Origin of the sequence: Mesorhizobium sp. M5C.F.Ca.ET.164.01.1.1 (assembly GCF_004792125.1) — a bacterium.
GTDB lineage: Bacteria > Pseudomonadota > Alphaproteobacteria > Rhizobiales > Rhizobiaceae > Mesorhizobium > Mesorhizobium wenxiniae.
Map to the genome: position 1 here is coordinate 1,589,205 of NZ_SRTG01000001.1, position 23,947 is coordinate 1,613,151.

Below are 23,947 nucleotides of genomic sequence, written 5' to 3' on the forward strand. Positions count from 1 at the left end.
CCAATGGCATCGGTAACCATCAACAACGTGCAGAAAGCTTTCGGAGCCACCAGGATCATTCACGACGTCAGCGTCGATATCGCCGACGGCGAGTTCGTCATCCTGGTCGGCCCGTCGGGATGCGGAAAGTCGACGCTGCTGCGCATGATCGCCGGACTTGAAACGATCTCCGGCGGCAAGATCATCATCGGCGAGCGGATGGTCAACAATCTGCGGGCGCGGGACCGCAACATCGCCATGGTGTTCCAGAATTACGCGCTCTATCCGCATATGACGGTGGCCGACAATATGGGCTTTGCCCTCAAGATCAAGAAAGCCGATCCGGCCGATACCGCCGGCCGCGTCAGGAATGCCGCCAATATCCTTGGCCTGGAAAAGCTGCTTGAGCGCTATCCGCGTCAGCTCTCCGGCGGCCAACGCCAGCGTGTCGCCATGGGCCGCGCCATCGTGCGCGACCCGCAGGTCTTCCTGTTCGACGAGCCGCTCTCCAATCTCGACGCCAAGCTGCGCGTCCAGATGCGCGGCGAGATCAAGGCGCTGCACCAGCGGCTGGGCACGACAACGATCTATGTCACGCATGACCAGATCGAAGCGATGACCATGGCCGACAAGATCGTCGTGCTGCATGACGGCCTGGTCGAGCAGATCGGCGCGCCGCTCGACCTCTACGACCAGCCGGCCAATCTCTTCGTTGCCGGCTTTATCGGCTCGCCCGCCATGAACTTCATTGCCGGCCGCATCGAGGAAGGCGTGTTCCGCAGCGCCGGCGGGCTGATCCTGCCGCTGCCGGAAGGTGCCCGCCCGGCTGACGCTGCAGGACGCGAACTTGTCTACGGCATCCGCCCCGAACATATCCGCGCAACCGCCCAGGGCATGGAAGGTACGGTCACGCTTCTGGAGGCCACGGGCTCGGAAATCTTCGCCAAGGTCGACTGCGCCGGCGAGGAAATTGCCTGCCTGTTCCGCGAGCGGCTGCCGCTCAGGCAAGGCGCGCAGGTGCGGATCGAAGTCGATCGCGCCAGCGCCCACCTGTTCGACGCGAAAACCGGCCGGCGTGTGTGATTGGCGCAGGCGCCCCGGGGTAATCAGCGTCAGCGAACCAACCCATTCGCCAGCAAGAATCATGTGATCGCTGGTTGCGGACACTGGTCCCAGCAGGAGAAGCCTGAGGAGGTCACCGCCCTCATGCTCGACTGGCTGAAGCGGCGGTTCCCCGCGTAGCGATCGAGCGGCTGGCTGGCGATTGTGACATCAAGGGCGGCTTCGCAACGGTTGCTGCTGGCGAAGGTTCGGAGCAGGCGTGATCCCCGTAAAAATTACACAACGCGTCTTGCAGGATTGCCGTTCAGTACTGCCGGAACCGCTCTATCTCTTTGTTTTTGCGCAATTCCGGACGGAAAACCGTTCACACTTTTCCTGGAATTGCTCTAGCCGAAGACGAACGCTATCAGCAGCTCCGGCTCGATCACCGGCGCCCGCACGGCGCTCAACTGACCACGGTACTGGCGTTCGCCAGCGCCGATGACAAATCCGCTGGTGACCGGAGTGTCGCCGTCGAGGTCGAGGCGCGCAAAAATGTCGGCAACGTTGAGGTCCAGCGCCAGCTTGAGGTCGTGCCGCGCATCGTCGTTTGGTCCGGAAGGCAGTTGGCGCTTCACCAGTTGCTGGAACGGAACATTGAAAGTCAGGATCTTCTTCGATGACGTCAAGGCAAATGCAGGCGAGGGGCAGGCAACCAGTATGGCGTTGATTGTCCTTATTGACGCGAGCTTACTCAACGTCACGTTTTGCTCCGCCTGACCGCGTATGCAGGCTACCCGGATTGCCGATGTCAGGTTGCCGTTCTGTGCCTGAGTTCCGGCTATCTCATCGATCAGCATGCCGATCGTGCACTTCCGGCTCTCAGCCATCCGCTTCAGCGATATCCAAAAAGCACGCTCCAGGCGGATCCCGCGGCGCATTCCGCCACGCGCCACAACTCGAAATTCCAGTGCAAAATCCTCGTTGGCGAGCGGCAGGAGTAGCGGATCAGGATTGGTGGGGGGAGAGGTGGCGCTAGCGCTCACTCATAGCCTCCTGACGCGCCTTGTTGATCGGCTTCAAAAGGTAACCCAGGGTCGTCTTGCGTCCCGTCTTGATGTCGACTGAGCAGATCATGCCCGGGATGATGGAAAAAGCCTTGCCATCCCGTTCGAGCGTCGATTTGTCTGTCGCGACACGTACCTGGTAAAAGGGCCCACCCGTTTTTTGATCGACCAGGCTGTCGTATTCATTTCTACCCCACCCACGCTTCTGCCCTGTACGTTTTTATATGGCCAAGCCTTCTCACCGAGCTTTGACAGATTTATCCGCCAAATTCTTGGAATATGTGAGGGTTTATTGATTCAGCGCCGGTTAAAAACAGGTAAGTTTCGGGAATGTAGCGAAAATGGCACATAACGGGCGGCTCGCTACGTTGTGGAAGGACGCCTGCGCCTATGATCAATGTTGCTTGCCGCGACTCACCGGGGTCGTGGCTCAGAAGCGCCTCTATTCGGGAAGAGCGCGCCGTCCATTAAGCCTCGCGCAATCTTTGCAGCCTATTCTGCTTATCGATTGTCGAGGGAACATGACGCGCAAGCCGCTACTGCTCTTTGCCTTTCCAGCTCTCATCCTTCTGATTCTGGCAGGGGAGCGAGCTGCGACGTTCCTGCTGGGAACCTATCCGGCCAGTCCCGTCATGTGGCGGATCTGGCTTGAACTACGCCCTTTGTCGACGATGTTCTGGCAGCAGGTCGACCTCTATCTGGGCGGTTCAATGGTCCTTGATGCCGCCATCGTGACCGCCGCGTCGATCATCTGCTGGATGGCTTGCCGGACGAGAAAATCGGCCGCGTTCTTCTTCCTTACCAACCACGTCGCTCTGCTTTTCGCCGGGTTGATGATCGCTTCCGGCAGCCATTCTGAGACAGCGAGCACGATTGCGGCATTCACCGCGCCCAGCGGCCATCCATTCTCGCTGATCCTCGATTTCACATGGCAGAACAGCCTGGTGCTGCTTCTGGGCACTGCAGCCTGCGCCTACTGTCATGTTGCGTTTCTCGGCGAAGCGCGACAGCGTTCCCAAGCGCTCGCCATACGGCTTTGTGCTCTGCAGCGGGATCTCTAGCTCGGGGCACAGCCATCGCGCTGCCGATCGGCATTGCAAACAAGGTGACGGCAGCTCGGAATCCAGCTGAGCGCACAACCGATCTCTCGATGTCTGTCGCTTCTAATTGATTTTCTTGTAATGGACCTTGCCGTCAGGCTGCACTATGCGCTGGTAGGACGAGTTTGGGGCAGGGGGCAGCGCCGCCGCGATCCTCTTTTTGGGCGGGCGCGGCGCTTCGACGATACTGGGTTCGGTCGGTTCTTCGAGATCGGTGGCTGCATCCGCCATGGTGCTGGTCGTGACCACGGAAGGCTCCGCGATGCTCGACATGTCGTCGTCACTGGCCAGGGGCAGCTCCTGTTCAAGCCGGGCAATACTGCCTTTGACTTCGTTGAAGCTGCCCTGCAGTTGACTGTCCAGTTTTTCAAACCGGCTTTGAAAGCCGTTGTTGACCGTCTCAAGCCGGGCTGCGATCCGTTGCTCGAACGATCCGAGTTGTTCCAGCCGCCGTTCGACAAAGCGCAGATCGTTGATGCCGCGGTAGAAATAGACCGCGGCCGTTATGTTCACCGCCGTGATCAGCAAGGCGCCGACGGCGACAACGCCGATCATCTTTGCATTGCTTGGTTTCCCAACAACAGCTTGCCCTCCAGTGTGGGTTGCCGGCCCAATGTCGATCGCTGGCATATCCGGGTCGCTGATCATCGTCATTGGACCACCACCCTTGCGCCGACCGAGACGCGCTTGAAAAGATCGATCACATCGGTGTTGGTTAGACGGAAACATCCCGATGTTCCGTCGAAGCCGATGCCCTTGGGATCGTTGGTGCCGTGGATGCGGTAGAGCGTGTCGCGCCCGTCCCGCAGCAGATAGAGTGCCCTGGCACCGAGCGGATTGTAGGGACCGGCGGGCACCATTTCCGGCAGCTCCGGCTGGCGGGCGCGCATTTCCTTAGGCGGGCGCCATTCCGGCCATTCCGTTTTCGCTCCGACCTTGACGATGCCGGTCCAGCCAAAGCCGTCGCGCCCGACACTGATCTGGTAGCGCAGCGCCTCGCCCTGCCGGGTCACCAGATAGAGTGCCTTCTCGTCCTTGCGGATGATGATCGTGCCGGGCCGTTCCGCGGTTTGGAGAGCAACCGCCTTGCGCAGGCTGGGCCCCATTGCCGGCAGCGGCGGCCGGTCCGACAGCGCGGACCGGGCATGGGCGAATTCCCAGGCCGGCATCCCCAACGCCAGGCCTATGATGCAGGCGCCGGCAAGCCTCGGGACGATGCGGTATCTACCGGGCTGCGTCATCGAGCCGCTCTTTGAACATCCGCTTCAGGTCCTTGTTGAAACGCGCCCGCCCAGCCACTTCGGAAGGCAGGATGGCTCGGTTCAGCGCGTCGGTCAGCAGCGCATTGTCCAGGCTGACCGACTTGATGTGCGGCGCCTTGAAGATCTTCTCGAGTTCGCTGTGCGAAAAGTGGTTGCCGAACCATTTGCGCTTATGCTTGTTGGCGACCAGCGTGATGCTCGCCGCATTGCCGCGCAGCTCGCGGATCTTCGTGTAGAGCCGCTTGCCTTGCCGCAGCGAGGCGACGTTGAGCTCGAAGACGATGAAGATCTCGTCGCTCGTCGAAAGCACGGAATTCTGCCAGGGGGTTTCGATATTCGGCAGGTCGATGACGATGTCGTCGAACCGGTAGGCGACGAGGTCCAGCAGCCGGAACACGAAATTGGCGCCCTGCGGCTCAAACGGCAGTTGTGGCCTCTCGAATGAATAGAGGGTCAGGCCGGATGGACGCGAAAGCCTGATGACGTCCATCAGTTCGACATCGAGCCTTTCCGGCTGGCCGATGATGCCGGCCAGGTCGAACTGGTTGAACAGGTTGAGGTAGGCGCCGCAATTGGCGCTCTGGAAATCGAGGTCGACGAGGCAGGTCGAAGCCGCGCGTTCGGTGGATTTCGACGCCAGGAATTCCGCCGCCGACAAAGCGAGCGTCGTGGCGCCGGCGCCGCCGCTGGCGCTGATGAAAGTGATGATGCGGCTCTTAGTGCCGTGGTTGCCGGTGTCGTGGAAAGTGACCGCGTTCAGCAGCTCCTTGGCGTCGAGCGGCTTGTGCAGCCAGTCCGACGCGTTCATGCGGACCAGGATGCGCGTCTGCTCGGAAGTCAATTCGTCGGAGACCGCGATCAGCGGCACGGATGCCCACAAGGCGCGGGCCGCGACGATGCCGGGCATGCCGAGCAACTCGCCATTGGCCAGGTCGAGGATGACGATGCCCGGCCGCGTCTCGGGGGGCGGACCATTGAGGAAGTCAACCGTCTCGGAAATTCGGACGTCGTAGATAGCCAGCGCGTCCAGCCGCGTCGCCACCTCACGCTTGAACTGCGGATCCGACGAAAACAGCGCCACCTGCTTTCGTTTGGTCGGGAGAACCTTGGTGTTGATGGCGTTCATGGCGATGTACTCCTCAGGTCTTCGCCCGTGACTGTGCTGAGCATCGAGGGCATGGTGAGGTTTCCGTATCCGAGCAGGCCGCCGAGGAAGAAGAACTGGAAGGTCAGGTTCTGAAGCCTGACGGTGATTGTCGGCACCGGTCCGCCCAGCCGGGTCTGATAGCCCAAGCCGGTGGCGGAATAGGTAATGACGACATTGTCGCGCCGCAGGCCTGAAAAGAAATGGCACATCCCCGGCCGCTGGTCTGTCGCCAGCGGGACACAGGCGTCGTCATTGGTGACTGCCGTATCGCCGCGGAAGATACGGCTGAAGTTGGCGGCATTGAATGTGCCGCCATTGCTGCAAGCGCCCGTGCCGGCGGTATATGTGCAGGCGAAGGGTCCATAAGCGGCAGCAACCACCGGGGCGCCCGGTGCCGTCGTCGGTGCGGCTGTAGCTAGCGCGGTGGCAACCGGATCGGAAATCGAGGCCAGCCGTGCGCCGAGCTGCACGGCCTTGTTGGCGGCGTTCCACTGATAGAGGGCGTAACCGAAATCGACGAAGCCGAGAACAAGGGCAAACAGCAGTGTCGATACGATGGCCATCTCCACCGTCGTCGCGCCGCCTTCCGATTTTGCGAAACCCCTGATCATGATCAGAACCGGATCAACCGCTCCTCGTGAGAGCTATTTATCGTCATGGGGCCAATGCGGACCAGAGACAGCATTCCGATGCCACTATAGGCCAACGTCCCCGCCGCCCTGACGATGCAGACCTGTGCAGTTGTAGCGCGATATAGGGTGACACCTGCGACCACCGCGTCATGGCATGAGCCTGAGGCGGCAATGGTCACCGTCACATTCGCCTTCTGCCAGCCGACGATGCGCGCACTCCCTGTCCCCGCGGCATTGCCGAACACCGCGATGTTTGTGGCGATATCGGCGCAATTGATCGCCGCCAGCCCGGCCTTGGTATACAACTGGCTATTGCAGCGCGCGGCAAAGCGTGCCGCGTCAGACAGGCCGGCCTCCATCAGCAGCTTCTGGTGGATCAGATTGCCGAACTCGAACACGCCCGCCGACAGGATCAGCATCAGCGGCGCGATCAGCGCCACTTCGACGAGAGCCGTGCCGCATTGCTCGCGTCGAAATCTGTGGAGATGGTGGTACAGCGCTGCGATCATCGCCATCACCGGTAGAGCTGGGCTTCGTCACGAAGGAAATTGTCGAGCGTACCCTGGCCGGCACCCCCGGTCACGTCGACCAGTTCGACCATCACCGACGCATCTTCCGATGCTGACGGTACGGGTTCAGTGAGGAAGAAACTGCCGAAGGCCTCGACCGGCAGATTGGTGCTGTGGCCGGACAGGCCGTTGCCCGCAGCTTCGAGAGCATTGCAGTTCAGGATAGCGCCATAAAGCAAACGACGATCAACTATCGTGACAGGCGGTTGGCAAGCTGCGGCCGGCGTTCCGATCTCTCCACCGGTCGACGCGGTGCCCACCAACCCGTTCGAGATCTCGTAACGGTAGACCTCATAGCGCGTCGGCTTGGTTGTGTCCCATGACGTCGGATAGGCCGCGGAACCGAAGTTGGTGCTCCAATAGCCGGAGAAGTTCCAATCTCCGTCGCCCATCCTGCCGGCTAGATACGGGGTTGTCGCATCGCGCGGAAGGCCCATCGTTCCAGCTTCGGTGAATGAAAGTTGGTTCATGGAAGGGCATTGATTGGCGCTGCCTGTGGTCCGTATCGCCCCTTTTCGGACATTGGCGGCCGGACCGTATTCGGGGCTGTCGAAGTGGTTGCCGTTAGCTCTAATCCCGAAACGAACGTTGAAGGCATCTTGCACCGGGCCGGCATTCTGACCGGTCTTTGTCGTTACGTTCGCGGAATTGTAGCAGCCGATCGGCGTCGACGTTGCGATCGTCTGAGCCAGCGCTTGGGCACCATTTCCGACATCTGGCGGAGGTTCGAGGAAGCCGAAGTTGCCCGGACCGGCCGCAGCCCCATTTCCGACCTTCCTCAGTTCGATAAGCCGGCGACGGACGGCCGGATTGGAAACGGCCTGCTCAAGCGTGTAGCCGCCGGCGTCATTCGTTCCGTCTTCATCCATCTCATAAGGATTGCACATGAACACCGGCGTGAAATCGCAGACGCCGGAGGTGAAGCCCGCTACCGCGACTGCCCCGACATTGAAGCTGTCGCTGGCGCCGGATGTCAAAAATGAGGCGGGGAAAATCGCGGCAAACCCTTGGGGAGCGACTGTCACCTGGATGAACCGTGTTTCCGCCTGTCCGACAGCCAGATTGGCATCTGCAAGATAGTTGGCCTGATTGGCGGTTGTGATCTTGGTTCCGTCGTTGGCAGGGATCGCTTTGAGGAAGCACCAGGAAATGTGGCCAGCACTGTTGCAGCGCTGCGTGCCTCCCGGCTGACCGGAGGTGAGAGTGAACCTGCCTGCCGTGGAGAAGTTGCTTTCATTGTCTACGAGCGTCGCCATGGCGCGTTCGGCCCGCGCCCAGGAACCGCTGCTTCCGTCCAGTTCCGCTGCCGCCGCGAGCGCAAACGCGTCAGCGCCCTTCTGAAGCTCGTTGTGGAGGTTGTTGACCCGGCTCATGTCGATCGCCAGCAGGGAAAAGCCGATGATCGCCGGCAGCGTCACACTGACGAGAATCAGCGCTATTCCCCTCTGATCGTGCCAGAACGCGCGAACAATCCGCAGCATGGCCTTACTCTTAGCTCCCCTGACGCCAGTCGCTTTGCCTGACGCTGAACTCGCATCCTTCTATTCAACCCCGGTGTTGCCGACATTGACCGTAATGGCTGGCGGCGGCGGTGGTGGCGGTGGAATTCTGTAGCTCTCAGCGACAGCGGCGGCGCGCACGCCGTCGCCTTTGATCGTCGTGTTCTTGGAGGCCGGATTGAGCGGGTCGACCGTCTGCAGCAGCGAGTTGTATTTCTGCGTGTCGCCTGCGGCCAAGGTCATCGTTTCGTAACGATTCAGATAGTCGGCGCAGCCCGTCAGCAAGCCGGCGCACAAGAGGATGAGCAAGATCCTATTTCTTGACATAGAGCATCTTGTCCTTGGATTTGAGGTCGAGCATGTGGCCGTAGGGGCCAACGACACCTTCGCCCAGTTCATATTTGCGAACCATGTCCTTGGTCACTTCCAGTTGACCGAGCAGGAAAAGCTCGGGGTCGTTGGCGGGCCGTGTCTTGTCGAACGGCGTCGCCAGTTGTTCGCCTGGTTTCACCGGCCGCACGATATGCGGCGTCACGATGACGACCAGTTCGGTCTCTTCCTTCTGGTTGCTCGAATTCCGGAACAGGGTCCCGACGATCGGCACCTGGCCGAGCCACGGCACCTGCCTCTGTAGCTTGGTGTTCTTGCTCGACAGAAGCCCGCCGACCGCGAAGCTCTGGCCGTCGCGCAATTCGACGACGGTCGACAGCTTGCGGTTGGTGAAGATCGGGTCGCCGGCGCTGGTGAAACCGGTGAGGTCGCTGACTTCCGGCGCCAGCCTGATATTGATCTTGTCGTCGGCAAGAACGATCGGCGTGAACAACAGATTGACGCCGAATTGCTTGAACTCGACCTGGACCTCGCCATCACCGTCGACGCTACGGATAGGAACTTCGCCGCCGGCATTGAAGCTGGCCGGTTCGCCGGACAGCGTGGTGAGGTTGGGCTCGGCCAGCATGCGCACAACACCCTTGGCCTCGAGCGCCTCGATGATCAAATCGACCTTGATGTTGCTGTCGATGACGCGAGTGATCAGCGCCGCGAATGGATTGCTGTTCGAAAGAAGGCCGGTAATCAGACCTCCAGGTCCAAGAACCAAATTGTCCTCATCGACGGTGGCAATACCGGTTCCGGTGCGGGTCGTGCCGCTGCCGTTGGTGCTCCTGATTGAGACGCCAAGATCGCGGCCGGCATTGCGCTTGGCCTCCAGCACCCGCACTTCGAGGTTTACCTGCTGGCTGTTGTCGACGGTCACTGCATTTATGATCGCGTCAGGCCCGTATTGCTGGGCAACCTGCAGGATCGCCGCCAGCGTGGCGCCGTCCTTGACATGGCCGCCAAGCCTGACCTTGCCGTTGACCGAACCGATATCAATGCGCGCCCTGGGCGCCACCTGCCGGATCGCTTGCGCCATGTCGCTCACGTCGACGCCGACCTCGATCTGGATCACGCCAAGCGAGCGCTTGTCCTCGGAAAAGAGGTTGACGGTGGTGGTGCCGGCACTCTTGCCGATGACATAGAGCGTCCGGTCGGTCATTGGCTGGGCGTCGGCGATCTTCTCGTCGCCGACGACGATGTCGCCCAGCGTGGCGTTCACCTGGATCGTCACCGACTGTGACATGGGCAGGAAAATACGGTGGACGCTGGGGTTCGATACATCGATCCTTCGGTCGGCTGCATGAGCAGCAAGGTCGATCGGCAATAGCATCACCGAACAGGCCAGCGCAGCAGCCGCCAGTGGTCCCCGGAACATACGCATCTAGACTACCCCCCCTTGCCCAACCCGGAACCCCTTCCGAATGCGCCGGTGTTATTTTTGTCGCGGCACGTCGTAGGATTCGAGCTTCACACCCCTGAAAACGCCGATTGTCGCACGCGCCGGTGGTTCCGGCTGCACATATTTGATCACTTGCTTAACTACCTCTTGCACCTGGGGTGCTGAGGCCAGTGCCGGAGCAGGTTTTGCGCTGCTCAACAGGTCGAGCCTGCTTCCCACACGCTCCACGGCCTGGGTCAGCCCATTGATCTTGTCGTCCGCGCGCTTGCGCTCGGCCGCGGCCTCAGCTTCGGCTATCGCCTGCTTGGCGAGCTCGGCCTCCCTGGCGGCGACGTCGGCCGGCGTGTCGCCGGTCAGGTCGGAAAGCGTGATGCGTTCGGTCGACTCGCCCTCGCTGGCGGCTGCCTGGCGAAGCGCCAGCGACAGCTGGCCGGCACCGGCGGCCAAGGTAAGCTTCTGTGCATCCCTGGTGCTGGCCTCGAGCGTGACCGATTTCACCACCGTCGGGCTGTCGGTGCTTTCGTCGGCAACCTGATCGACGGCGAGCACCTTCATGCTCTGCAGCAGCACGTCGACAAAGCTCTTATCCGCGCCGCCTTCGCCACGCGCCGTGCGCGTTAAAAGTACATCGACACGATCGCCGGGAAAGACAAATCCGGCGACGCCGAGCACGTCGTTGACCCTGATAGAGACGGCTTTCATGCCTTCGCCGAGCACCGCGGAGAGCGTGGCACGCTGGCCGGGACCGGTGATCTTGGTGGCGAGAACAGGCTCGTTGGCGCTGATCGCCTGCAGCGCCTGCTTGGTGCCTTCGCCAGCCAGCGCCTCTTTCGTCGTCTTGAAAGCTCCGGCCGGAATGGCACCTGCAGGCCAGGCGATTTCACGCAGCTTGTCGGCCGACAGTGTGTCGCCGAATTTCAGCGCCACCGCTGCCACCACAACCGTATCGCGCTGGATTCCGTTTGCTTCCGCCATGGCACTACGCTGGCTGGCGAGCCAGACATTGGCGAGCACCACCGCCAGGACGCCGAACACGCCCGCAAGAACGATCATGATAAGTGTGTTAGCGCGCATAGCCCAAGCCCCAAGCCCCAAGCCTAAAGTGCGGGAATTCGCCCGTCGCGATTGGGCTCAGGCCCGGATCGGATGGGACCCGGGCCTGAGCGTGATCTGGCGATCAGGTTCCGACGCCCGTTGCCACGTTGCAGGTGCCGAGTGGCGATGCTTCCAGCGCGGCGCATAGGCCGGTAAAGCGACCGGTCACCCAACCGCCGATCGCCAGGATAGCAAGTATCGCTGCTGCGGCGATGATGCCGACAAGGATAGAATATTCGACCATGGCAGCGCCGTTTTCGTCGTCGCGGAACTGCCGGGTCATCGTCATGAGCTTCTTCATGCCAATCTCTCCCTTTGGAGTTTGAACCCGACGAGACGAGCCAAGGATGAAATCCATACCTGAGCATCCCCCGTCATCTCGAATCTAAGTCCCGGCGAAAACCGGAGTCAAACGGGATTAACGGATCCTTAACTATCATGTACATGGCCGCGCCATAATATTGCCACTCTAACACTAATCAAAGCATTGATTTGGCTGAATTTTTCATCCGCCTTAACCATTCGTTCACAATTTGACCGTGGATATGGCGGAAGCGGGGCAGCATTAGTGATGGTGCATATTCCTTTATATCTAAGGTCTTAGGTGAGTTCCATGACGCCTTTGTGGCAAAAAAGGCACTTTGCATTGAAAGGCGAGCCCCCGTGTTGCATTAGGACAGCGTCGCTGACCAAATAAACGTCGCGTTTTCTGATGCTTGATCTTAACTATGTCCGAAGTATTAATTTGCATGGTGCGCAGCTGGCGCTTGTGCCATCCGTGGTTAACGCTTAGTTTCAGCGTGGGGATTAAACGGGGAAGAAGCGTCATGTTGGGCCGATTCACCAAGGGGCCAAGCGAACCGCGGGTCGAGCCAAGGGTTGAGCCGATCGTGACGTTGCCGGTTGCGGCACTTCCCCCGGCAGCCGACGTCGAAGCGGCAGGTGACGATTTCCTGACGCTCAAGGTCGAGCTCCACCGCCATCTGATCGACCGGTTCAATCTTGCCGCGCTTGAAACGGCATCGAAGGACGAGATCCTGAACGAAATCCGGCCAATCGTTCGCGAGTTCGTTCGTGCTCGCGCTGTACCGCTGAACGCGCGGGAGCTCGACAGGCTGACCAGTGAGACAGCCGACGAGATGCTGGGCCTTGGGCCGATCGAGCCGCTGCTCAAGGACGACTCGATCACCGACATATTGATCAATACTCACAAGCGCGTCTTCATCGAGCGGCGCGGCGTGATCGAGGAGACGGCGATCCGCTTCCGCGACGAGGCGCACCTTCTGCGCGTCATCAACAAGATCGTCTCAGCCATCGGCAGGCGCGTCGATGAATCGGCGCCGATGGCGGATGCGCGCCTGGAAGACGGCTCGCGCGTCAACATCGCGGTGCGGCCGGTCTCGGTGGATGGCCCACTGGTGTCGATCCGCAAATTCTCCAAGAATCCCTATTCGCTCGAGCGCCTGATGGCGCTCAATTCGATTCGCCAGCCGATGATCGACCTCCTGCGGATCGCGGTGCAGTCGCGTAAGTCGATCCTGGTTTCGGGCGGCACCGGCAGCGGCAAGACGACATTGCTCAATGCGCTGTCTAGCTACATCCCGGCCAAGGAGCGCCTGATCACCATCGAGGATGCGGCGGAACTGCAATTGCAGCAGCCGCATGTCGGCCGCCTGGAGACGCGCCCCCCGAATGTCGAGGGCAAAGGCGAGGTTCGTCAGCGCGAACTGCTGAAGAACGCGCTGCGCATGCGGCCCGACCGCATCATCGTCGGCGAGGTTCGCGGCGAGGAAGCCTTCGACATGCTGCAGGCGATGAACACCGGCCACGAAGGCTCGATGACCACCATCCATGCCAACACGCCACGCGACGCGATCTCCCGCCTCGAGCAGATGGTCGGCATGGCCGGCATGCCGATGACCCACGAGTCCATCCGAGCGCAGATTGCGTCGGCCATCGACATCATCGTGCAGACGCAGCGTCTTTCGGACGGTGGAAGGCGCGTCGTTTCAATCTCCGAACTGACCGGCATGGAGGGCAATGTCGTCCAGCTTCAGGAGATTTACCATTTTGTCCGCCGGGAGGTGACGCCGGAGGGCAAAATCATCGGCGATTTCCGCGCTACCGGCGTCCGTCCACGCTTTGCCCCGGAGGCGGCGACCCTGGGCCATCATTTTGCCAAGGACGCCTTCAATCCGCAGGTTGCGCTCTGATGCCCACCGGCCAGACTTTGCTCTACTTCATTTATGTGCTCGCGGCCGCCTCGACGATTCTTGCTGGCGAGGCCCTGTATTTTTCCTTTGCCAAGCGCCGCTCGCGAGTCAGCACGATTAACCGCCGGATGAAGCGTCTGGTTGATGACGTTCCGGCCGAACTGACCTTGCAAGGATTGCTGCGCGAACGCGGGCTGACGGATTCGGGCGACTTTCTCTTTGGCCTGATCGGGCTGAACAGGCTCTATACCCAGTCCGGTATCACCGGAAACCCGCTGTCTTTCGCCGCGACCTTCCTGCTCGCTGGCCTGGCATTGGCGTCGCTGTTGTCGATCTTTTTGGGTTTCTCGACCTTCGTATCCCTCATCGTTTTTCTGGTGGTCGGATTTGTGCTGCCGCTTCTTGTTCTTCGGCGCGCCCGCAACAAGCGAATCCAGAAATTCGCGAAACAGCTCCCGGATGCGCTGGACATGATCGTTCGTTCACTGCGCGCCGGACATCCGGCCTCGGTGGCGATTGGTCTCGTCGCCCGCGAAATGCCCGATCCGCTCGGCACTGAATTCGGCATCGTTTCCGACGAAATCACCTTTGGACTCAGTATTGAACAAGCCGTGCGCAAGCTTTCACAACGCGTAGGCTTCGAAGGTCTTCATCTGCTTTCGGTGTCGCTGTCAATTCAAGCCAAGACCGGCGGCAATCTCACCGAGATTCTACACAATTTGGCGTCAGTTTTGCGCGAGAGGCAGAAATTGCGAATGAAAATCAGGGCGCTTTCGTCCGAGGGCCGAGTGTCGGCATGGATCATCTCACTGTTCCCGGTCGCGATGTTCCTGATCCTTCAGATACTTGCCCCAGCCTATTACGGAACGGTCTGGAACAATCCGGTCATCCTGCCGGTGTTCCTGATTTTCGGGTCGTGGGCACTGTTGGGCGATTTCATTATGTATCGAATGGTCAATTTCGATTTCTGAACAGGGGCGAAGCGTAACTTGTTTTCGAACGTCCAGAACCTGAGCATGTTGGTTTCCATTGCCGTCTTCGTGGCGGCGGTGGCACTTTTTCTGTTCGGCGCGCTCGTCTTCTTGCCGGCGCTGCAGACGCGGAAGCTGGTCGCAAAAAGCCTGATGGCCGAAGGTATTGCCGATCGCCGTTCGCTCGTTGGACAGGAGCAGCTGGCCAAGATCGCAGCGCAGCGGCCAGTGGATGCATATTTTCGATCGATCGAAAAGGAGCGGGACGAGCCCAGCGCCTTGGACGCGAAGCTCTTTCGCGCCGGCTTTTACCAGTCGAGCGCTCCACTCATTTACACCTTGTCGCGGCTTGGCGCGGTCTGTGTCGGCTTTCTGGCCGCCTATGCGCTGCTGTCACGCGTCCTGCCGCCTGAATTGCCCGCTTTCGTAGCTTTTGCCGGCTCTGCTTTGTTTGCGCTCGCCTGCATCGTGGTTCCAAGCGTCCTGCTCGATCGCTTCGAGAAGGCACAAAAGCGGATCTATCGTCGTGGCTTTCCCGATTTCATGGACATGATGATAACCTGCGCCGACGCAGGAATGAGCCTCGAGGCGGCCGTCGAGCGTGTCAGCGGTGAACTGGCCGGCACCCACAGGTGGCTCGGCATCCAGCTTTCGATCATGACTTTGCAGTTGCGCGCCGGCAAGCCATTGCGCGACGCCTTGCGCGAACTCGCCGACCGCATTGGTCTTGACGAGGCGCGGGCGCTCGCTGTGCTTTTTAGGCAGTCGGAAGAACTTGGCACTAGTCTCACGGAAGCCTTGCGCGTCTACAGCGACGAAATGCGCACCCAGAGAATCCTGATTGCCGAAGAGCGCGCCAATGCTTTGCCGGTCAAGATGATGATCCCATTGGGGCTCTGCATCTTCCCGGTCGTGTTGATGGTCATCATGTTACCGGTGATCATCCGAATGAGGGGCATTTTCTTCTAGACGATCATGTGCTTTGGTCGAAATACAGAGTCGGAGAACTCTTTTGGGGGACGAAATGATAGGGCCAATGCGCCTCGCAGCCCTAGCCGGTTTGCTGCTTATCGTGCTTTCCGGCTGTCAGACGGCTGATACCAGCGGCGTCGTCCGCACCAACGAGCCCTCAAAAGGTGACGTGACGGCATTTGGCGATGCCTTCGACGGGCTGAAGACGGTCAGCGACGTCGAGTACTATGCCTCGGACCAGGCCGTTGCCGAAGCCAAGAACCAGTTCCGCGCGGAAAATTACGGCAATGCCGGCGCCTTGTTCTACAAGGCGACACAACTGGCGCCCAATGATGGTGGTGCCTGGATGGGCCTGGCCGCCTCTAGCGATCGCATCCGCCGCTTCGACCTCTCCGACTACGCCTATCGCCAAGCCTTCCGGCTGGTCGGCGGGACGCCCGAATATTACAACAATGTCGGCTATTCCTATCTGCTGCGCGGCAAGCTGCAGGACGCACGCAGCAATTTCCTCAAGGCTTATGAGCTGGCGCCCAACGATCCGACCGTGGCCAACAATCTGCAGCTGCTGTCGTCGAGCGTGAAGAATCTCGAGCGGTAAGGCGACAGCATGTTGCTCGCCGCATCGCTGCTGCTGAAGGGACTAGCCATTCCTTTGCTGGCAAGGATCGCCTGGCTCGACTTCACCACCCAGAAGATATCCAACCAGAATGTGCTGCTGCTGCTTTGCCTGGGTTTGGGCTCGCTGCAGCTCCTATCGGTGCAATCCGGGTCGTGGCGGGACATGGGCCTGAGCGCGCTTGCCGGTCTTTTGCTGTTTGTTGCGCTCTTTCCGTTCTGGGCCATGCGCAAGATCGGGGCCGGCGATGTCAAGCTGATGGCGGTGGTGCCGTTGCTGATAGGCGGCAGCGGCCTCGTCGTATTTTCAGTGCTGCTGCTGGTTTTCGCTCTCGCCACGGCGATGGTCGTCAAAAATCCGCTCATGCTGCCGCAAGGCGCTTTCCGCCTCTACATTCAGCACCTGGACCGCAAAGGCGTCGTGCCGTTTGGCGTGCCGATCTCGCTCGCAGCGATCTGCACGATAGTGTTTCAGATTTATACCAACATGATGGTTCTAGCCGGACTATCGGTTTGACGGAGGGCGGCTTTGGACCCTTGCGGGGCAGAGGCGATGAAGGTGAAGAACTAGGCGCTTACGTGCGAGCCAAGAGGAGGGTTGCATAAAGCAGCTCGAAGTTCTGGATTGGAACCCGCCTTGTCTGGTGATCGCCTTCCCGATGGCGAAGCGTGTCGGCAAAGTCCGACGTGTTGCCGAGGTGCTTTCGGGCAAGCGCGGCGCCGCTGCGACGAACTACTGGAAGCAGGTGGTTGCGACCTTGGGCGGACAGACGCAACGTGCCGGGTTCGATCGGGATACCATCAACCGCGAACCGCGAGCGTTTCATGACGCTGTTCAGCGCGAGCTTTGCTTGCGAAGTGGGCACGGGCAGCGGTCAGGAGGTAATGCCGCATGACCCCGACCTATCGCGGCGTCAACGGGCGGGTGGTTCAACCCGTGCGAAAACCATCAGCGCTGGTTGGATCGATCTTCATCAACCGCGATCTGGCCTCGGCCACGCGACGTTGCGCAGCCCGTATCCTGCTGCACAACGCAATATTGATGCCGACACCGCAGTCTTCATCCAGCATTTCATTCGCACGCCTAAGGGAGAGCTCCGCTCGGCTGAGCCGCTGTCGGGCTCTCGCCAATTCCAAATCCAGAAATTCCATTATCCTGCATCCATTACAGTCCCTTCGATTGGTAAACCGCTTGTCGTCGCCGTTGGTTCCGGCTTTTCGCGAACGTGCAGCCTAGGCGTCGATTTGGTTGGCACAGTCTGGAACGCCAGTGGTGAGCTGCTGGCCGGAAGCGCGGGAACCAATGAGCCGTATCCCTGCCAAAAGAGAGATCGTCCGCTGATGCTGCTCACTCGACCTGCTCAATCTCCGGACCCGGTTCAGTCGGCGGAGCTGGCATGCAATCTTGTCCGGCGCATTCCTGCACAGGGTTATCCGCCGGCGGGAGACAGTTTTGCCCCTCGCAATGAACTGGCGACTGCTCTGTTGCTGCTTCGCTGTTCGGCGGAGCCGGCTGATCCTCAGCTCGAACGGGCGGCATTCCAAGGCTGATCATGGCCGTGCACAGGAGCGCAATCCGAAGCAATTTCATTTCCGCCTCCGCGGCTCACAGCGAAATGCAGACTACACTTTCGAACTGCGGCCTACATCCTGTCACCCGCGAACGGCGTTAACAGCGCGTTTCGTTGCTGGCCAGAAGGTCGCGAGGAATGAGAGCGAGCGTTGTTCGTCTCCCTGCCAAACAGCGCTAGAAACAGGCGAGCGTCTTCGACCGCTCCATATACCCGGCACCGAGGCCTTCACGGTCAAGCAGGCGCTGGAGGTGTTCAAAGACTATCGATTGTCAGAGGACACGTTGCGACGCTTGGTGAAGCAATTCAATTTCACCTCGCCAATCAGACGGCGCACCGCTTCGCATCAACGATCCAGGACCAGCCATGGCGCTTGAGGGTGATCATTGTGCGCTGAACTGCATCCAGGCAGGATGTAGAACGCCGCACTGTGCGACGCAGAGAAGGCGCCAGTGCGGTGCTCAGCATCGCACATCTGAGGCGGAGCGCTACATAGGGGCGGCGAGGATGGCGGAGCGGCGCTCGGCGCTCACGCCGTAGCTCATTACCTGACGTTCGTCCGACCGAGAGTGTCGTCCCGCCTCCTGCGGCCTGTTAGACCTGCCAGACCCAGTAGGCCGATAAGGCCCAACCAACCCCAGTCGAAGTCGTCGCGAGCATCATCGGCTGCGGCAGGCGGTGTAGGTGTTGGCGTCACTTGCGAAAGGGCAGGTGCTGCTGTTGCAGTTAAGCTGGTAGCCAGCATAAGGGCTAATAGAGATTTGGTGAGCATCGCAGTCTCCCGTTGTTCGAGGTGTGATCTAACAGGCGGAAACGACCTTTGTTCCCGCGAGTGCTCAAACGGTGACCTGCGCAACCAAAATCCGGCGCGATCATCGGGCGCTGAGATCAGGCGATCCGCACGGTTAATCCCGCCCGATCAGGACGCTTCCTGCACTTCCGCGACTTGTGGCGTCACGGGTGCAGAATTAATGACGTAGGTGTTCGAGGTCAGGTCGCTAGTAGATCGGATGATGATGCCGTCGTCTCTTAATCGGGCAAACGTCGCCCTTGCGATACGCATTGGCTTGCCTTTGGCATCTGCGGCGGTGACTTTGTTCGACCAGGGAACGTGAGTGATGGTGTCAACGCGCTTGAGAAAGCGCTTTTCCTTCTCGGTCAACTCGATCACGCCCGTTCCTCCATATCATTGGCAGCGTTTGGTTGGCCCGGTAACGCCGATGATGCGACTCCGTTCCGAGGACGCACGCGCCTAACCGGGTTGGAGCGAGCGGTCCGCCGGACTGGCTATCCGCCGAAGCACCCCCGCCGAGGGCCAAGAAATTAACATTGCCGCCAGCCCGATCTGCAGCGTGTCGTGGTTGCCGTCGACCCTTCAGGCACCAAGGGGCAAAGCGATGATGGTGACGAGATTGGCATCATCGTGGCTGGCAAGGGTATCGACAGTCGCGCTTACGTTCTTGCTGACCGGACATGCATGCTATCTCCTGACGGCTGCTGGGGGCGCCGAGCTGTCGATGCATATCATGGTCGCTGGTCGCAGACGCCGGACAAGGTGAAGGCCGACAGGATCGTGGCTGAGCGCAATTTCGGCGGCGCCATGGTCAAGCACGTCATCAAAACCATCGAGCCGACCGCTCCTTGCAAGGAAGTGACAGCCAGCCGCGGCAAGAAAGGCCGCATCTCGCACCAGCGAAAGAAACATCGGCTCGGCGTGCGATTTTACGACCCCGCCCGTGAGCCGACGCCTCGCTGGTGACACGATGGGCGATTACGAATGATCACCCGACTGATCAATTTCCCGCCTATAAAAGCAGAACTCGACGTCTTAAGGGTCGCGGAAGTTCGCAAGAGCAGATTGCGGACGTTCGATACCTGCCATTGGCCATTTCGCGCTGTTCGAATCCCGCGGTTGTTCAGAGCGATTGCTAATCCGCGCAGGCTGATTGTGCCAGAGTGCTGAATGGGCGCGATGATGGCAGCACGGTCTGGGCAAATCTGTCAGCCTCCCGGATCGAGATCTTTCGACCTCTCGCTGCAGCTTCCGCTTTATTGGTCGGATTACCGAGCTTCATTCCAGTGGTCTTGCAAGGGGCGAGGGCGGCCTTGGTCGGTTCCGAGCATCCGCGCCCTTTCCGGTTTCGATCTCGGTGAACTCCTGGAGGATGATCATCCACTCGGCCTCGGCAAAGCGGGCGACTGCAGCAGGCTGGGCCTCAATGCCCAAGCCCGAGCGTCCTTGCCGCTGTGTGGAAACCCGATAATACGCGATTGCGGTCGGCATGTTGCTGTTCCAACTGTTGTGCAAACTGCAAACCACCGTTTGCAGTTTGCTCATCGACGACGAAAGCCAAGTTCTTTCAAAGTGATAGTTGGAAACCGCAAATTGCAGCGTGCGTCCTGCACAATATTAGATCATCGTTCGCGGAACTTTTGCGAGGCCGAGCCCTTCTCCATCTGAACGAGGAGGAACCAATGGCAAATCTGGGAAAATTAGCGATCGCGATGCTTGGGGTTCTAGCTTACCAGAACCGCGACAAGATCGGAGACATGATCCGTCGCGCACGAGAGCGCGATCCGAACAATCCGCAAGGTGGAATCGTCGATCAACTGTCCAAAGGTGTGTCGGGCACTGCTCTCGGCGACATCCTCGAACGATTTAGAAATGTGGGCGCGGGATCGAAGGTAGACTCTTGGGTGAGCACTGGGCCGAACCAGCCAATCGAGCCACGCGAGGTGGAGATGGCCATAGACGAGGATACGCTCACGGCTCTTTCTATGCAGACCGGTCTTTCGCGAGAGGAGCTCATTGCCAGGATCACGCGAGATCTGCCTGATGCCGTCAATCAGATGACCCCGAATGGGGAAATACCCCCAGTTGAGCCGACGCACGGCTCGGATGAAACGACCCTGCTCGATGAGGTGCCCCCGAATACGACCCAGACTAAAGGTAGCTGATCAATGATCCAGCCGGCGTGTGCCTGTGCCTGCATGGGGGCGGCGCGTGCTGCCGCGGGCCAATGCCGACAAGTCTTGCAGCGTGCTGATCACATCGCCGTCTCCGTTTCTGACGGCCATATTCGGGCCAACAATTTCGGAAGCTTCGCCAACGGATTTACGACGCTCCTCGGCCGATGACCTCGTTGCGGCGGATGACGCCACAAGCCGCCAGCGCAGCGGCAGCGTTAGGCGGCAAGCAGCACGACGACGAAGAAGACGCGCTCTATCCCACAGCTAGTCGAGGCTGAAGACGTCTACTCACGGCCGGCGCAGAGGTCGGCCGGACTCCACTCCCCCAGCTCTCTTGTTATTGTGCAGTGCAGCAACGATATTGCTGCGCGTGCGTTGCACAGATTGCCGTCTTCCGGGCGGTTACAACAGGGACGGCTCCATTGCGAAAAATCTCCGATACCATCGCCCGCCTCGCCGCGCTGCGGGCGCGACATGCCACGCATACCGCCGACCTCGGCGCGTCGGACCATCTCCAGACGCTGGCCGACTTCGGTACCAATCCCGGCGGGTTGGGAGCGAAGTTCTACATTGCCAATCACCTATCCAAGGGCGCCCCGCTCGTCGTCGTGCTGCATGGCTGCACACAGAACGCGGCCGGCTATAACCATCATTCCGGCTGGTCCCAACTCGCCGACGAGGCTGGCTTCGCGCTGCTCTTTCCCGAACAGCAACGCGGCAACAATCCGAACCTCTGTTTCAACTGGTTCCAGCCTGGCGACACCAAGCGTGGTTCGGGCGAGGCGCTTTCGATTCGCCAGATGATCGAGACTATGGTCGTCACCTACGGTCTCGACCGAAGGCGAATCTTCATCACCGGCCTCTCGGCCGGAGGCGCAATGGCGGCGGCCATGCTGGCGACCTATCCGGAAGTGTTTGGCGGCGGTGCGTTAATTGCCGGCCTGCCCTACGGCAGCGCAACGACAATCCCGGAGGCGTTCGATCGCATGCGCGGCCACGGCGGTCCATCGGAACCGGATCTGCAACGGGCGCTCCGCCGCGCATCGGATCATCGGGGACCGTGGCCGAGGATTTCGATTTGGCACGGTGCCGCTGACCACACGGTTTCGCCTTCCAACGCGGAAGCGATCGCAGGCCAATGGCGAGGCGTCCACCGGCTCGAAAAAGCACCGACGCTCGTGGAAGCTGCCGGACCGCACGCAAAGCAGGTCTGGCGTAACGGCGCGGGAGAGGCCTTGATCGAAATCAACATGATCGCCGGGATGGACCACGGCACGCCGCTCGGCAACGGCCTCGGCGCTCCGGGACCTTATATGATTGATGTCGGCATCGCCTCCACACGCGAGATTGTGCAGTTCTGGGGGATCGCGGCAACGGAGGAAAGCGCCTCCCGGAAATCAAGGCCGCAAGTGCCCGCCAGCCAACGGCCACTACCCCAGTCACCGGCGCCAGCTATGGAAAATGCCCTCCATCAGTTCCCGCGTCACACGGAATCGGGCCAGCCCGGCGTGAAGAAGATCATCGAGGATGCCCTTCGGGCGGCCGGTTTGATGCTCTAGGTGGACGGCGCAAATCGCTCGCCCCCTCACTCTCGGGGACGAATGCCCCGATGCCGTCCGCATAGGTCAATCGCCCGGCCAAGCAAAGGAACGCGTTGTCTTTGCAATCGTTGACCGCTTTTCATCGAGCGGTCGCCATGCACCTCGTCCAGATACTGCTTCCCCGCGCGGACAACACCGGCCGGCCTTTTGGCCGGGGAGGATTCGACCGTGTGAAGGAAGACCTGGCCAACTGTTTCGAAGGCGTTACGGCCTACCTGCAGGCGCCCGCGGAAGGTCAGTGGCAGGATGGCAAGCAGCCAGCAAAGATGATCTCGTCATCTTCGAAGTGATGGTGGAGGAGATCGATCTACCGGACTGGCGCAGACGGCGCGCCGAGCTCGAACGGCGGTTCCGGCAGGACACGGTGATGATCCGCTACATGCCGATGGCGCTCGTATAGAGCGCCGACATCATGCCATCAACCTCAATCCGCAAAACCGAGTACGATCCGCAGACCAAGGTTCTCTCGGTGTGGTTCGTGGCGAGCGGCAAACGTTACGACTACGAGGCTGTTGCGCCAGAGACCTATGCGGCCTTCCGAAACGCCTTCGTAAAAGGCCGCTTCTTTAGCGACCACATTCGCGACCGTTTTGGGTACCGCCTGATTGCCGACGCATAGCGATCGTTAGCTGCACGCGGAGACTCATGCGCCGGTTTCGGAATTTGACGCGCCAGCAGGCTTCGATTCCGGGGAGCCCTTGTGGCGCAGGAAAATCGACAGGACGACCAGGACCGCGGTCGACAGGAACTCCGACTGCCAGTTCTGAAACGACTCGAACCATAGCTGGGCGTCGAGAAGATAGCTTCCTATCGATTGAACCTTGCCGCCGTGCAGCAGCGCTTCCTCGTTCGCAGCAGTCAGGCTCGCCCACCAGTGCAAGGCAAAGGAGATGATGAACAGCAGGGCCAGTGCTATGCCAAGCGAGTAGGAATAGAGCCACGACAGGATCGGATTGCGCCTGCGGGTGGCGGTCGGAAGTTCGTGCTTGGGCCGGTCGGGATCATCGGGATCACGCGACTCGGCCGAGCCGCGCTGAAACAGCATCGCTGTTAGCATGACATAGGCCGACATCTGCAGGAATTCGCTTTCCCAGTTTTCGAATAGCGCCGAGAGGAAGTTGCCGCTTTTCAAATAAGCCAACAACCCGATCGCTGCCGAGCCATGCTCACGAAGGTCTTGATTGTAGGCAGAACGGCCCGACCAGATCATGCCGACGGTGCTGAACAGGAACATCGCCACCAAGACGATCGTAAGCCCGTTGTCCCGAAAAATGGTTCTCATGGTCGTGTCTTCCTCGAGCCTTCGACTAGCGCCAGTTCTCCAGAACCTCTTCGATCCTCACCGCCTCGACCTTTGGCCGGCGGCACGAACCGCGCCAAAGATGGCATCAACTCGACGAGACCGGCATCGATGTTGGCAAGGGTGCCCTCGGCCCAACGCCGATAATACCGCGCCCACATGCCCGGCCGCGATCTTGACGACCTTCTCGCCATCGTGAGCTTCCAGCAATATCTCGAATTCATCGCTGATTACCTGTTTGCCGGTAAAAAACGTCCCAGCCTCCCCCATGTCGCGGCCATGTCGCGTGGATCCGCCGATAGTCGCAGGAAACCCTTGGAAATCAACGGTAGCGAATTGCAACATGGCGCGACATGACCACCGCCCAAATGATCACCAGCTATTGATTTTGTTGGTGATCCCGACAGGAATCGAACCTGTGACCTACAGATTAGGAATCTGCCGCTCTATCCTACTGAGCTACGGGACCACGCGGCCCGACACATAGCCGCTTCGGACCGTTTCGCCAAGAGGCAGGCTCGATGCAATCGGCCGGTTGCGAGGTGGATCGCAAAGATGAGCTGGGG

The 23,947-nt window shown here is 60.2% G+C and carries 29 protein-coding genes, 1 tRNA gene and 2 pseudogenes; 14 read left to right on the plus strand and 18 right to left on the minus strand.

All coding sequences use genetic code 11. From position 1 onward, the window contains the following. The first annotated feature begins 3 nt into the window (after window positions 1-3). A complete protein-coding gene (gene ugpC, locus EN807_RS07755; protein ID WP_135934491.1) occupies window positions 4-1,062 on the plus strand; it encodes a sn-glycerol-3-phosphate ABC transporter ATP-binding protein UgpC in 1,059 nt (352 codons plus the stop codon). Window positions 1,063-1,427: 365 nt separating this feature from the next. Here ugpC and EN807_RS07765 read toward each other — a convergent pair whose 3' ends face one another. Further along, complete coding sequence (locus EN807_RS07765; RefSeq protein ID WP_135934492.1) at window positions 1,428-2,066, minus strand: ribbon-helix-helix domain-containing protein; 639 nt, start codon at window positions 2,064-2,066, stop codon at window positions 1,428-1,430. After that, window positions 2,056-2,265, minus strand: a pseudogene (locus tag EN807_RS36400) (HlyD family type I secretion periplasmic adaptor subunit); the annotation flags it as partial. The pseudogene EN807_RS36400 and the gene EN807_RS07765, both read right to left, overlap by 11 nt. Before the next feature lie 343 nt (window positions 2,266-2,608). Here EN807_RS36400 and EN807_RS07775 point away from each other — a divergent pair. After that, window positions 2,609-3,148, plus strand: a complete 540-nt coding sequence (locus EN807_RS07775) for a hypothetical protein (RefSeq protein WP_135934493.1) — start codon at window positions 2,609-2,611, stop codon at window positions 3,146-3,148. Window positions 3,149-3,250: 102 nt separating this feature from the next. Here the strand turns inward: EN807_RS07775 and EN807_RS07780 are convergent, their stop codons facing one another. The 10 genes from EN807_RS07780 to EN807_RS07825 all read right to left on the minus strand — a co-directional run bounded on the left by EN807_RS07780 (window position 3,251) and on the right by EN807_RS07825 (window position 11,469). Then, window positions 3,251-3,841 (minus strand): hypothetical protein, encoded by a 591-nt coding sequence (locus EN807_RS07780; RefSeq protein ID WP_135934494.1) that lies wholly within the window; start codon window positions 3,839-3,841, stop codon window positions 3,251-3,253. Further along, window positions 3,838-4,428 (minus strand): L,D-transpeptidase, encoded by a 591-nt coding sequence (locus EN807_RS07785; RefSeq protein WP_135934495.1) that lies wholly within the window; start codon window positions 4,426-4,428, stop codon window positions 3,838-3,840. Before EN807_RS07785 ends, EN807_RS07780 begins: the two co-directional genes overlap by 4 nt. After that, the gene (locus EN807_RS07790) at window positions 4,412-5,575 is read right to left on the minus strand and encodes an AAA family ATPase (protein WP_135934496.1); all 1,164 of its coding nucleotides are present in this window, start codon (window positions 5,573-5,575) and stop codon (window positions 4,412-4,414) included. The genes EN807_RS07785 and EN807_RS07790 overlap by 17 nt, the downstream gene beginning before the upstream one ends. Beyond that, window positions 5,572-6,207, minus strand: coding sequence for a TadE/TadG family type IV pilus assembly protein (locus EN807_RS07795; protein ID WP_135934497.1), 636 nt, complete (start codon window positions 6,205-6,207; stop codon window positions 5,572-5,574). The genes EN807_RS07790 and EN807_RS07795 overlap by 4 nt, the downstream gene beginning before the upstream one ends. Before the next feature lie 2 nt (window positions 6,208-6,209). Beyond that, complete coding sequence (locus EN807_RS07800) at window positions 6,210-6,743, minus strand: TadE/TadG family type IV pilus assembly protein (RefSeq protein WP_135934498.1); 534 nt, start codon at window positions 6,741-6,743, stop codon at window positions 6,210-6,212. Beyond that, window positions 6,743-8,278: a pilus assembly protein TadG-related protein gene (locus tag EN807_RS07805; protein ID WP_135934499.1), complete on the minus strand. Its 1,536-nt coding sequence runs from the start codon at window positions 8,276-8,278 to the stop codon at window positions 6,743-6,745. Before EN807_RS07805 ends, EN807_RS07800 begins: the two co-directional genes overlap by 1 nt. Window positions 8,279-8,338: 60 nt before the next feature. Beyond that, entirely contained in the window at window positions 8,339-8,605 is a 267-nt protein-coding gene (locus EN807_RS07810; RefSeq protein ID WP_246684033.1) for a hypothetical protein, read from the minus strand. Window positions 8,606-8,609: 4 nt separating this feature from the next. Further along, window positions 8,610-10,055 carry a type II and III secretion system protein family protein gene (locus tag EN807_RS07815; RefSeq protein WP_135934500.1) on the minus strand — a complete coding sequence of 482 codons (1,446 nt, stop codon included), beginning with the start codon at window positions 10,053-10,055 and terminating at the stop codon, window positions 8,610-8,612. Between the two features lie 51 nt (window positions 10,056-10,106). Beyond that, on the minus strand, window positions 10,107-11,147 hold the full coding sequence (cpaB, locus tag EN807_RS07820; RefSeq protein WP_135934501.1) for a Flp pilus assembly protein CpaB: 1,041 nt from the start codon (window positions 11,145-11,147) through the stop codon (window positions 10,107-10,109). Between the two features lie 103 nt (window positions 11,148-11,250). Beyond that, a complete protein-coding gene (locus EN807_RS07825) occupies window positions 11,251-11,469 on the minus strand; it encodes a Flp family type IVb pilin (protein WP_127317297.1) in 219 nt (72 codons plus the stop codon). A gap of 526 nt (window positions 11,470-11,995) precedes the next feature. Here EN807_RS07825 and EN807_RS07830 point away from each other — a divergent pair. The 5 genes from EN807_RS07830 to EN807_RS07850 all read left to right on the plus strand — a co-directional run bounded on the left by EN807_RS07830 (window position 11,996) and on the right by EN807_RS07850 (window position 16,456). Further along, window positions 11,996-13,381, plus strand: a complete 1,386-nt coding sequence (locus EN807_RS07830) for a CpaF family protein (RefSeq protein ID WP_127317296.1) — start codon at window positions 11,996-11,998, stop codon at window positions 13,379-13,381. Next, complete coding sequence (locus tag EN807_RS07835) at window positions 13,381-14,352, plus strand: type II secretion system F family protein (protein WP_135934502.1); 972 nt, start codon at window positions 13,381-13,383, stop codon at window positions 14,350-14,352. Before EN807_RS07830 ends, EN807_RS07835 begins: the two co-directional genes overlap by 1 nt. Window positions 14,353-14,397: 45 nt before the next feature. Beyond that, window positions 14,398-15,321 carry a type II secretion system F family protein gene (locus EN807_RS07840; RefSeq protein ID WP_246684034.1) on the plus strand — a complete coding sequence of 308 codons (924 nt, stop codon included), beginning with the start codon at window positions 14,398-14,400 and terminating at the stop codon, window positions 15,319-15,321. 67 nt (window positions 15,322-15,388) lie between these two features. Beyond that, a complete protein-coding gene (locus EN807_RS07845) occupies window positions 15,389-15,922 on the plus strand; it encodes a tetratricopeptide repeat protein (protein WP_127317294.1) in 534 nt (177 codons plus the stop codon). A gap of 9 nt (window positions 15,923-15,931) precedes the next feature. Beyond that, entirely contained in the window at window positions 15,932-16,456 is a 525-nt protein-coding gene (locus EN807_RS07850; RefSeq protein WP_135934504.1) for a prepilin peptidase, read from the plus strand. 58 nt (window positions 16,457-16,514) lie between these two features. On the opposite strand, the gene EN807_RS07855 is transcribed toward EN807_RS07850, so the two are convergent. Next, window positions 16,515-16,766: a hypothetical protein gene (locus EN807_RS07855; protein ID WP_135934505.1), complete on the minus strand. Its 252-nt coding sequence runs from the start codon at window positions 16,764-16,766 to the stop codon at window positions 16,515-16,517. Between EN807_RS07855 and EN807_RS35440 the strand changes: the two genes are divergently transcribed. Next, window positions 16,765-17,490, plus strand: coding sequence for a hypothetical protein (locus EN807_RS35440; RefSeq protein ID WP_189522369.1), 726 nt, complete (start codon window positions 16,765-16,767; stop codon window positions 17,488-17,490). The two genes, EN807_RS07855 and EN807_RS35440, sit on opposite strands and share 2 nt — an antisense overlap. A 939-nt stretch (window positions 17,491-18,429) precedes the next feature. Here the strand turns inward: EN807_RS35440 and EN807_RS07870 are convergent. Next, a complete protein-coding gene (locus EN807_RS07870; RefSeq protein WP_065008252.1) occupies window positions 18,430-18,681 on the minus strand; it encodes a hypothetical protein in 252 nt (83 codons plus the stop codon). A gap of 168 nt (window positions 18,682-18,849) precedes the next feature. On the opposite strand from EN807_RS07870, the pseudogene EN807_RS07875 reads away from it, so the two are divergent. After that, window positions 18,850-19,182: pseudogene (locus EN807_RS07875) on the plus strand (ATP-binding protein); the annotation flags it as partial. A gap of 50 nt (window positions 19,183-19,232) precedes the next feature. Here EN807_RS07875 and EN807_RS37610 read toward each other — a convergent pair. Together EN807_RS37610 and EN807_RS36405 are read right to left on the minus strand one after the other, a co-directional pair. Beyond that, window positions 19,233-19,508 (minus strand): recombinase family protein, encoded by a 276-nt coding sequence (locus tag EN807_RS37610; protein WP_348640243.1) that lies wholly within the window; start codon window positions 19,506-19,508, stop codon window positions 19,233-19,235. A gap of 73 nt (window positions 19,509-19,581) precedes the next feature. Then, window positions 19,582-19,848, minus strand: coding sequence for a recombinase family protein (locus EN807_RS36405; protein ID WP_246684035.1), 267 nt, complete (start codon window positions 19,846-19,848; stop codon window positions 19,582-19,584). A 137-nt stretch (window positions 19,849-19,985) separates the two neighbouring features. On the opposite strand from EN807_RS36405, the gene EN807_RS07890 reads away from it, so the two are divergent. From EN807_RS07890 to EN807_RS07905, 4 genes are all read left to right on the plus strand, one after another. After that, the gene (locus tag EN807_RS07890; RefSeq protein ID WP_135934508.1) at window positions 19,986-20,468 is read left to right on the plus strand and encodes a YidB family protein; all 483 of its coding nucleotides are present in this window, start codon (window positions 19,986-19,988) and stop codon (window positions 20,466-20,468) included. A gap of 434 nt (window positions 20,469-20,902) precedes the next feature. Then, complete coding sequence (locus EN807_RS07895) at window positions 20,903-22,039, plus strand: PHB depolymerase family esterase (protein ID WP_135934509.1); 1,137 nt, start codon at window positions 20,903-20,905, stop codon at window positions 22,037-22,039. Window positions 22,040-22,319: 280 nt separating this feature from the next. Continuing rightward, the gene (locus tag EN807_RS36410; protein ID WP_246684036.1) at window positions 22,320-22,481 is read left to right on the plus strand and encodes a hypothetical protein; all 162 of its coding nucleotides are present in this window, start codon (window positions 22,320-22,322) and stop codon (window positions 22,479-22,481) included. 12 nt (window positions 22,482-22,493) lie between these two features. Further along, window positions 22,494-22,700 (plus strand): KTSC domain-containing protein, encoded by a 207-nt coding sequence (locus tag EN807_RS07905; RefSeq protein WP_135934510.1) that lies wholly within the window; start codon window positions 22,494-22,496, stop codon window positions 22,698-22,700. Window positions 22,701-22,724: 24 nt separating this feature from the next. Here the strand turns inward: EN807_RS07905 and EN807_RS07910 are convergent, their stop codons facing one another. Next, window positions 22,725-23,363, minus strand: a complete 639-nt coding sequence (locus EN807_RS07910; RefSeq protein ID WP_135934511.1) for a DUF6766 family protein — start codon at window positions 23,361-23,363, stop codon at window positions 22,725-22,727. A gap of 177 nt (window positions 23,364-23,540) precedes the next feature. On the opposite strand from EN807_RS07910, the gene EN807_RS07915 reads away from it, so the two are divergent. After that, window positions 23,541-23,738 (plus strand): hypothetical protein, encoded by a 198-nt coding sequence (locus EN807_RS07915; protein ID WP_135934512.1) that lies wholly within the window; start codon window positions 23,541-23,543, stop codon window positions 23,736-23,738. A gap of 35 nt (window positions 23,739-23,773) precedes the next feature. Here EN807_RS07915 and EN807_RS07920 read toward each other — a convergent pair. Continuing rightward, window positions 23,774-23,850 (minus strand) — tRNA-Arg (locus EN807_RS07920). Between the last annotated feature and the right edge of the window lie 97 nt (window positions 23,851-23,947).

Bases quoted from the DNA above. Each gene is read 5' to 3' on its own strand.
- EN807_RS07805 (WP_135934499.1), bottom strand. From the start codon at position 8,278: ATGCTGCGGATTGTTCGCGCGTTCTGGCACGATCAGAGGGGAATAGCG.
- EN807_RS07910 (WP_135934511.1), bottom strand. From the start codon at position 23,363: ATGAGAACCATTTTTCGGGACAACGGGCTTACGATCGTCTTGGTGGCG.
- EN807_RS07780 (WP_135934494.1), bottom strand. From the start codon at position 3,841: ATGACGATGATCAGCGACCCGGATATGCCAGCGATCGACATTGGGCCG.
- EN807_RS07835 (WP_135934502.1), top strand. From the start codon at position 13,381: ATGCCCACCGGCCAGACTTTGCTCTACTTCATTTATGTGCTCGCGGCC.
- EN807_RS07785 (WP_135934495.1), bottom strand. From the start codon at position 4,428: ATGACGCAGCCCGGTAGATACCGCATCGTCCCGAGGCTTGCCGGCGCC.
- EN807_RS07855 (WP_135934505.1), bottom strand. From the start codon at position 16,766: ATGAAACGCTCGCGGTTCGCGGTTGATGGTATCCCGATCGAACCCGGC.
- EN807_RS07790 (WP_135934496.1), bottom strand. From the start codon at position 5,575: ATGAACGCCATCAACACCAAGGTTCTCCCGACCAAACGAAAGCAGGTG.
- EN807_RS07915 (WP_135934512.1), top strand. From the start codon at position 23,541: ATGCCCGGCCGCGATCTTGACGACCTTCTCGCCATCGTGAGCTTCCAG.
- EN807_RS36405 (WP_246684035.1), bottom strand. From the start codon at position 19,848: ATGAGCAAACTGCAAACGGTGGTTTGCAGTTTGCACAACAGTTGGAAC.
- EN807_RS07840 (WP_246684034.1), top strand. From the start codon at position 14,398: ATGTTGGTTTCCATTGCCGTCTTCGTGGCGGCGGTGGCACTTTTTCTG.
- EN807_RS35440 (WP_189522369.1), top strand. From the start codon at position 16,765: ATGACGCTGTTCAGCGCGAGCTTTGCTTGCGAAGTGGGCACGGGCAGC.
- EN807_RS07905 (WP_135934510.1), top strand. From the start codon at position 22,494: ATGCCATCAACCTCAATCCGCAAAACCGAGTACGATCCGCAGACCAAG.
- cpaB (WP_135934501.1), bottom strand. From the start codon at position 11,147: ATGCGCGCTAACACACTTATCATGATCGTTCTTGCGGGCGTGTTCGGC.
- EN807_RS07795 (WP_135934497.1), bottom strand. From the start codon at position 6,207: ATGATCAGGGGTTTCGCAAAATCGGAAGGCGGCGCGACGACGGTGGAG.
- EN807_RS07845 (WP_127317294.1), top strand. From the start codon at position 15,389: ATGCGCCTCGCAGCCCTAGCCGGTTTGCTGCTTATCGTGCTTTCCGGC.
- EN807_RS07890 (WP_135934508.1), top strand. From the start codon at position 19,986: ATGGCAAATCTGGGAAAATTAGCGATCGCGATGCTTGGGGTTCTAGCT.
- ugpC (WP_135934491.1), top strand. From the start codon at position 4: ATGGCATCGGTAACCATCAACAACGTGCAGAAAGCTTTCGGAGCCACC.
- EN807_RS07815 (WP_135934500.1), bottom strand. From the start codon at position 10,055: ATGCGTATGTTCCGGGGACCACTGGCGGCTGCTGCGCTGGCCTGTTCG.
- EN807_RS07850 (WP_135934504.1), top strand. From the start codon at position 15,932: ATGTTGCTCGCCGCATCGCTGCTGCTGAAGGGACTAGCCATTCCTTTG.
- EN807_RS07775 (WP_135934493.1), top strand. From the start codon at position 2,609: ATGACGCGCAAGCCGCTACTGCTCTTTGCCTTTCCAGCTCTCATCCTT.
- EN807_RS07825 (WP_127317297.1), bottom strand. From the start codon at position 11,469: ATGAAGAAGCTCATGACGATGACCCGGCAGTTCCGCGACGACGAAAAC.
- EN807_RS07830 (WP_127317296.1), top strand. From the start codon at position 11,996: ATGTTGGGCCGATTCACCAAGGGGCCAAGCGAACCGCGGGTCGAGCCA.
- EN807_RS07800 (WP_135934498.1), bottom strand. From the start codon at position 6,743: ATGGCGATGATCGCAGCGCTGTACCACCATCTCCACAGATTTCGACGC.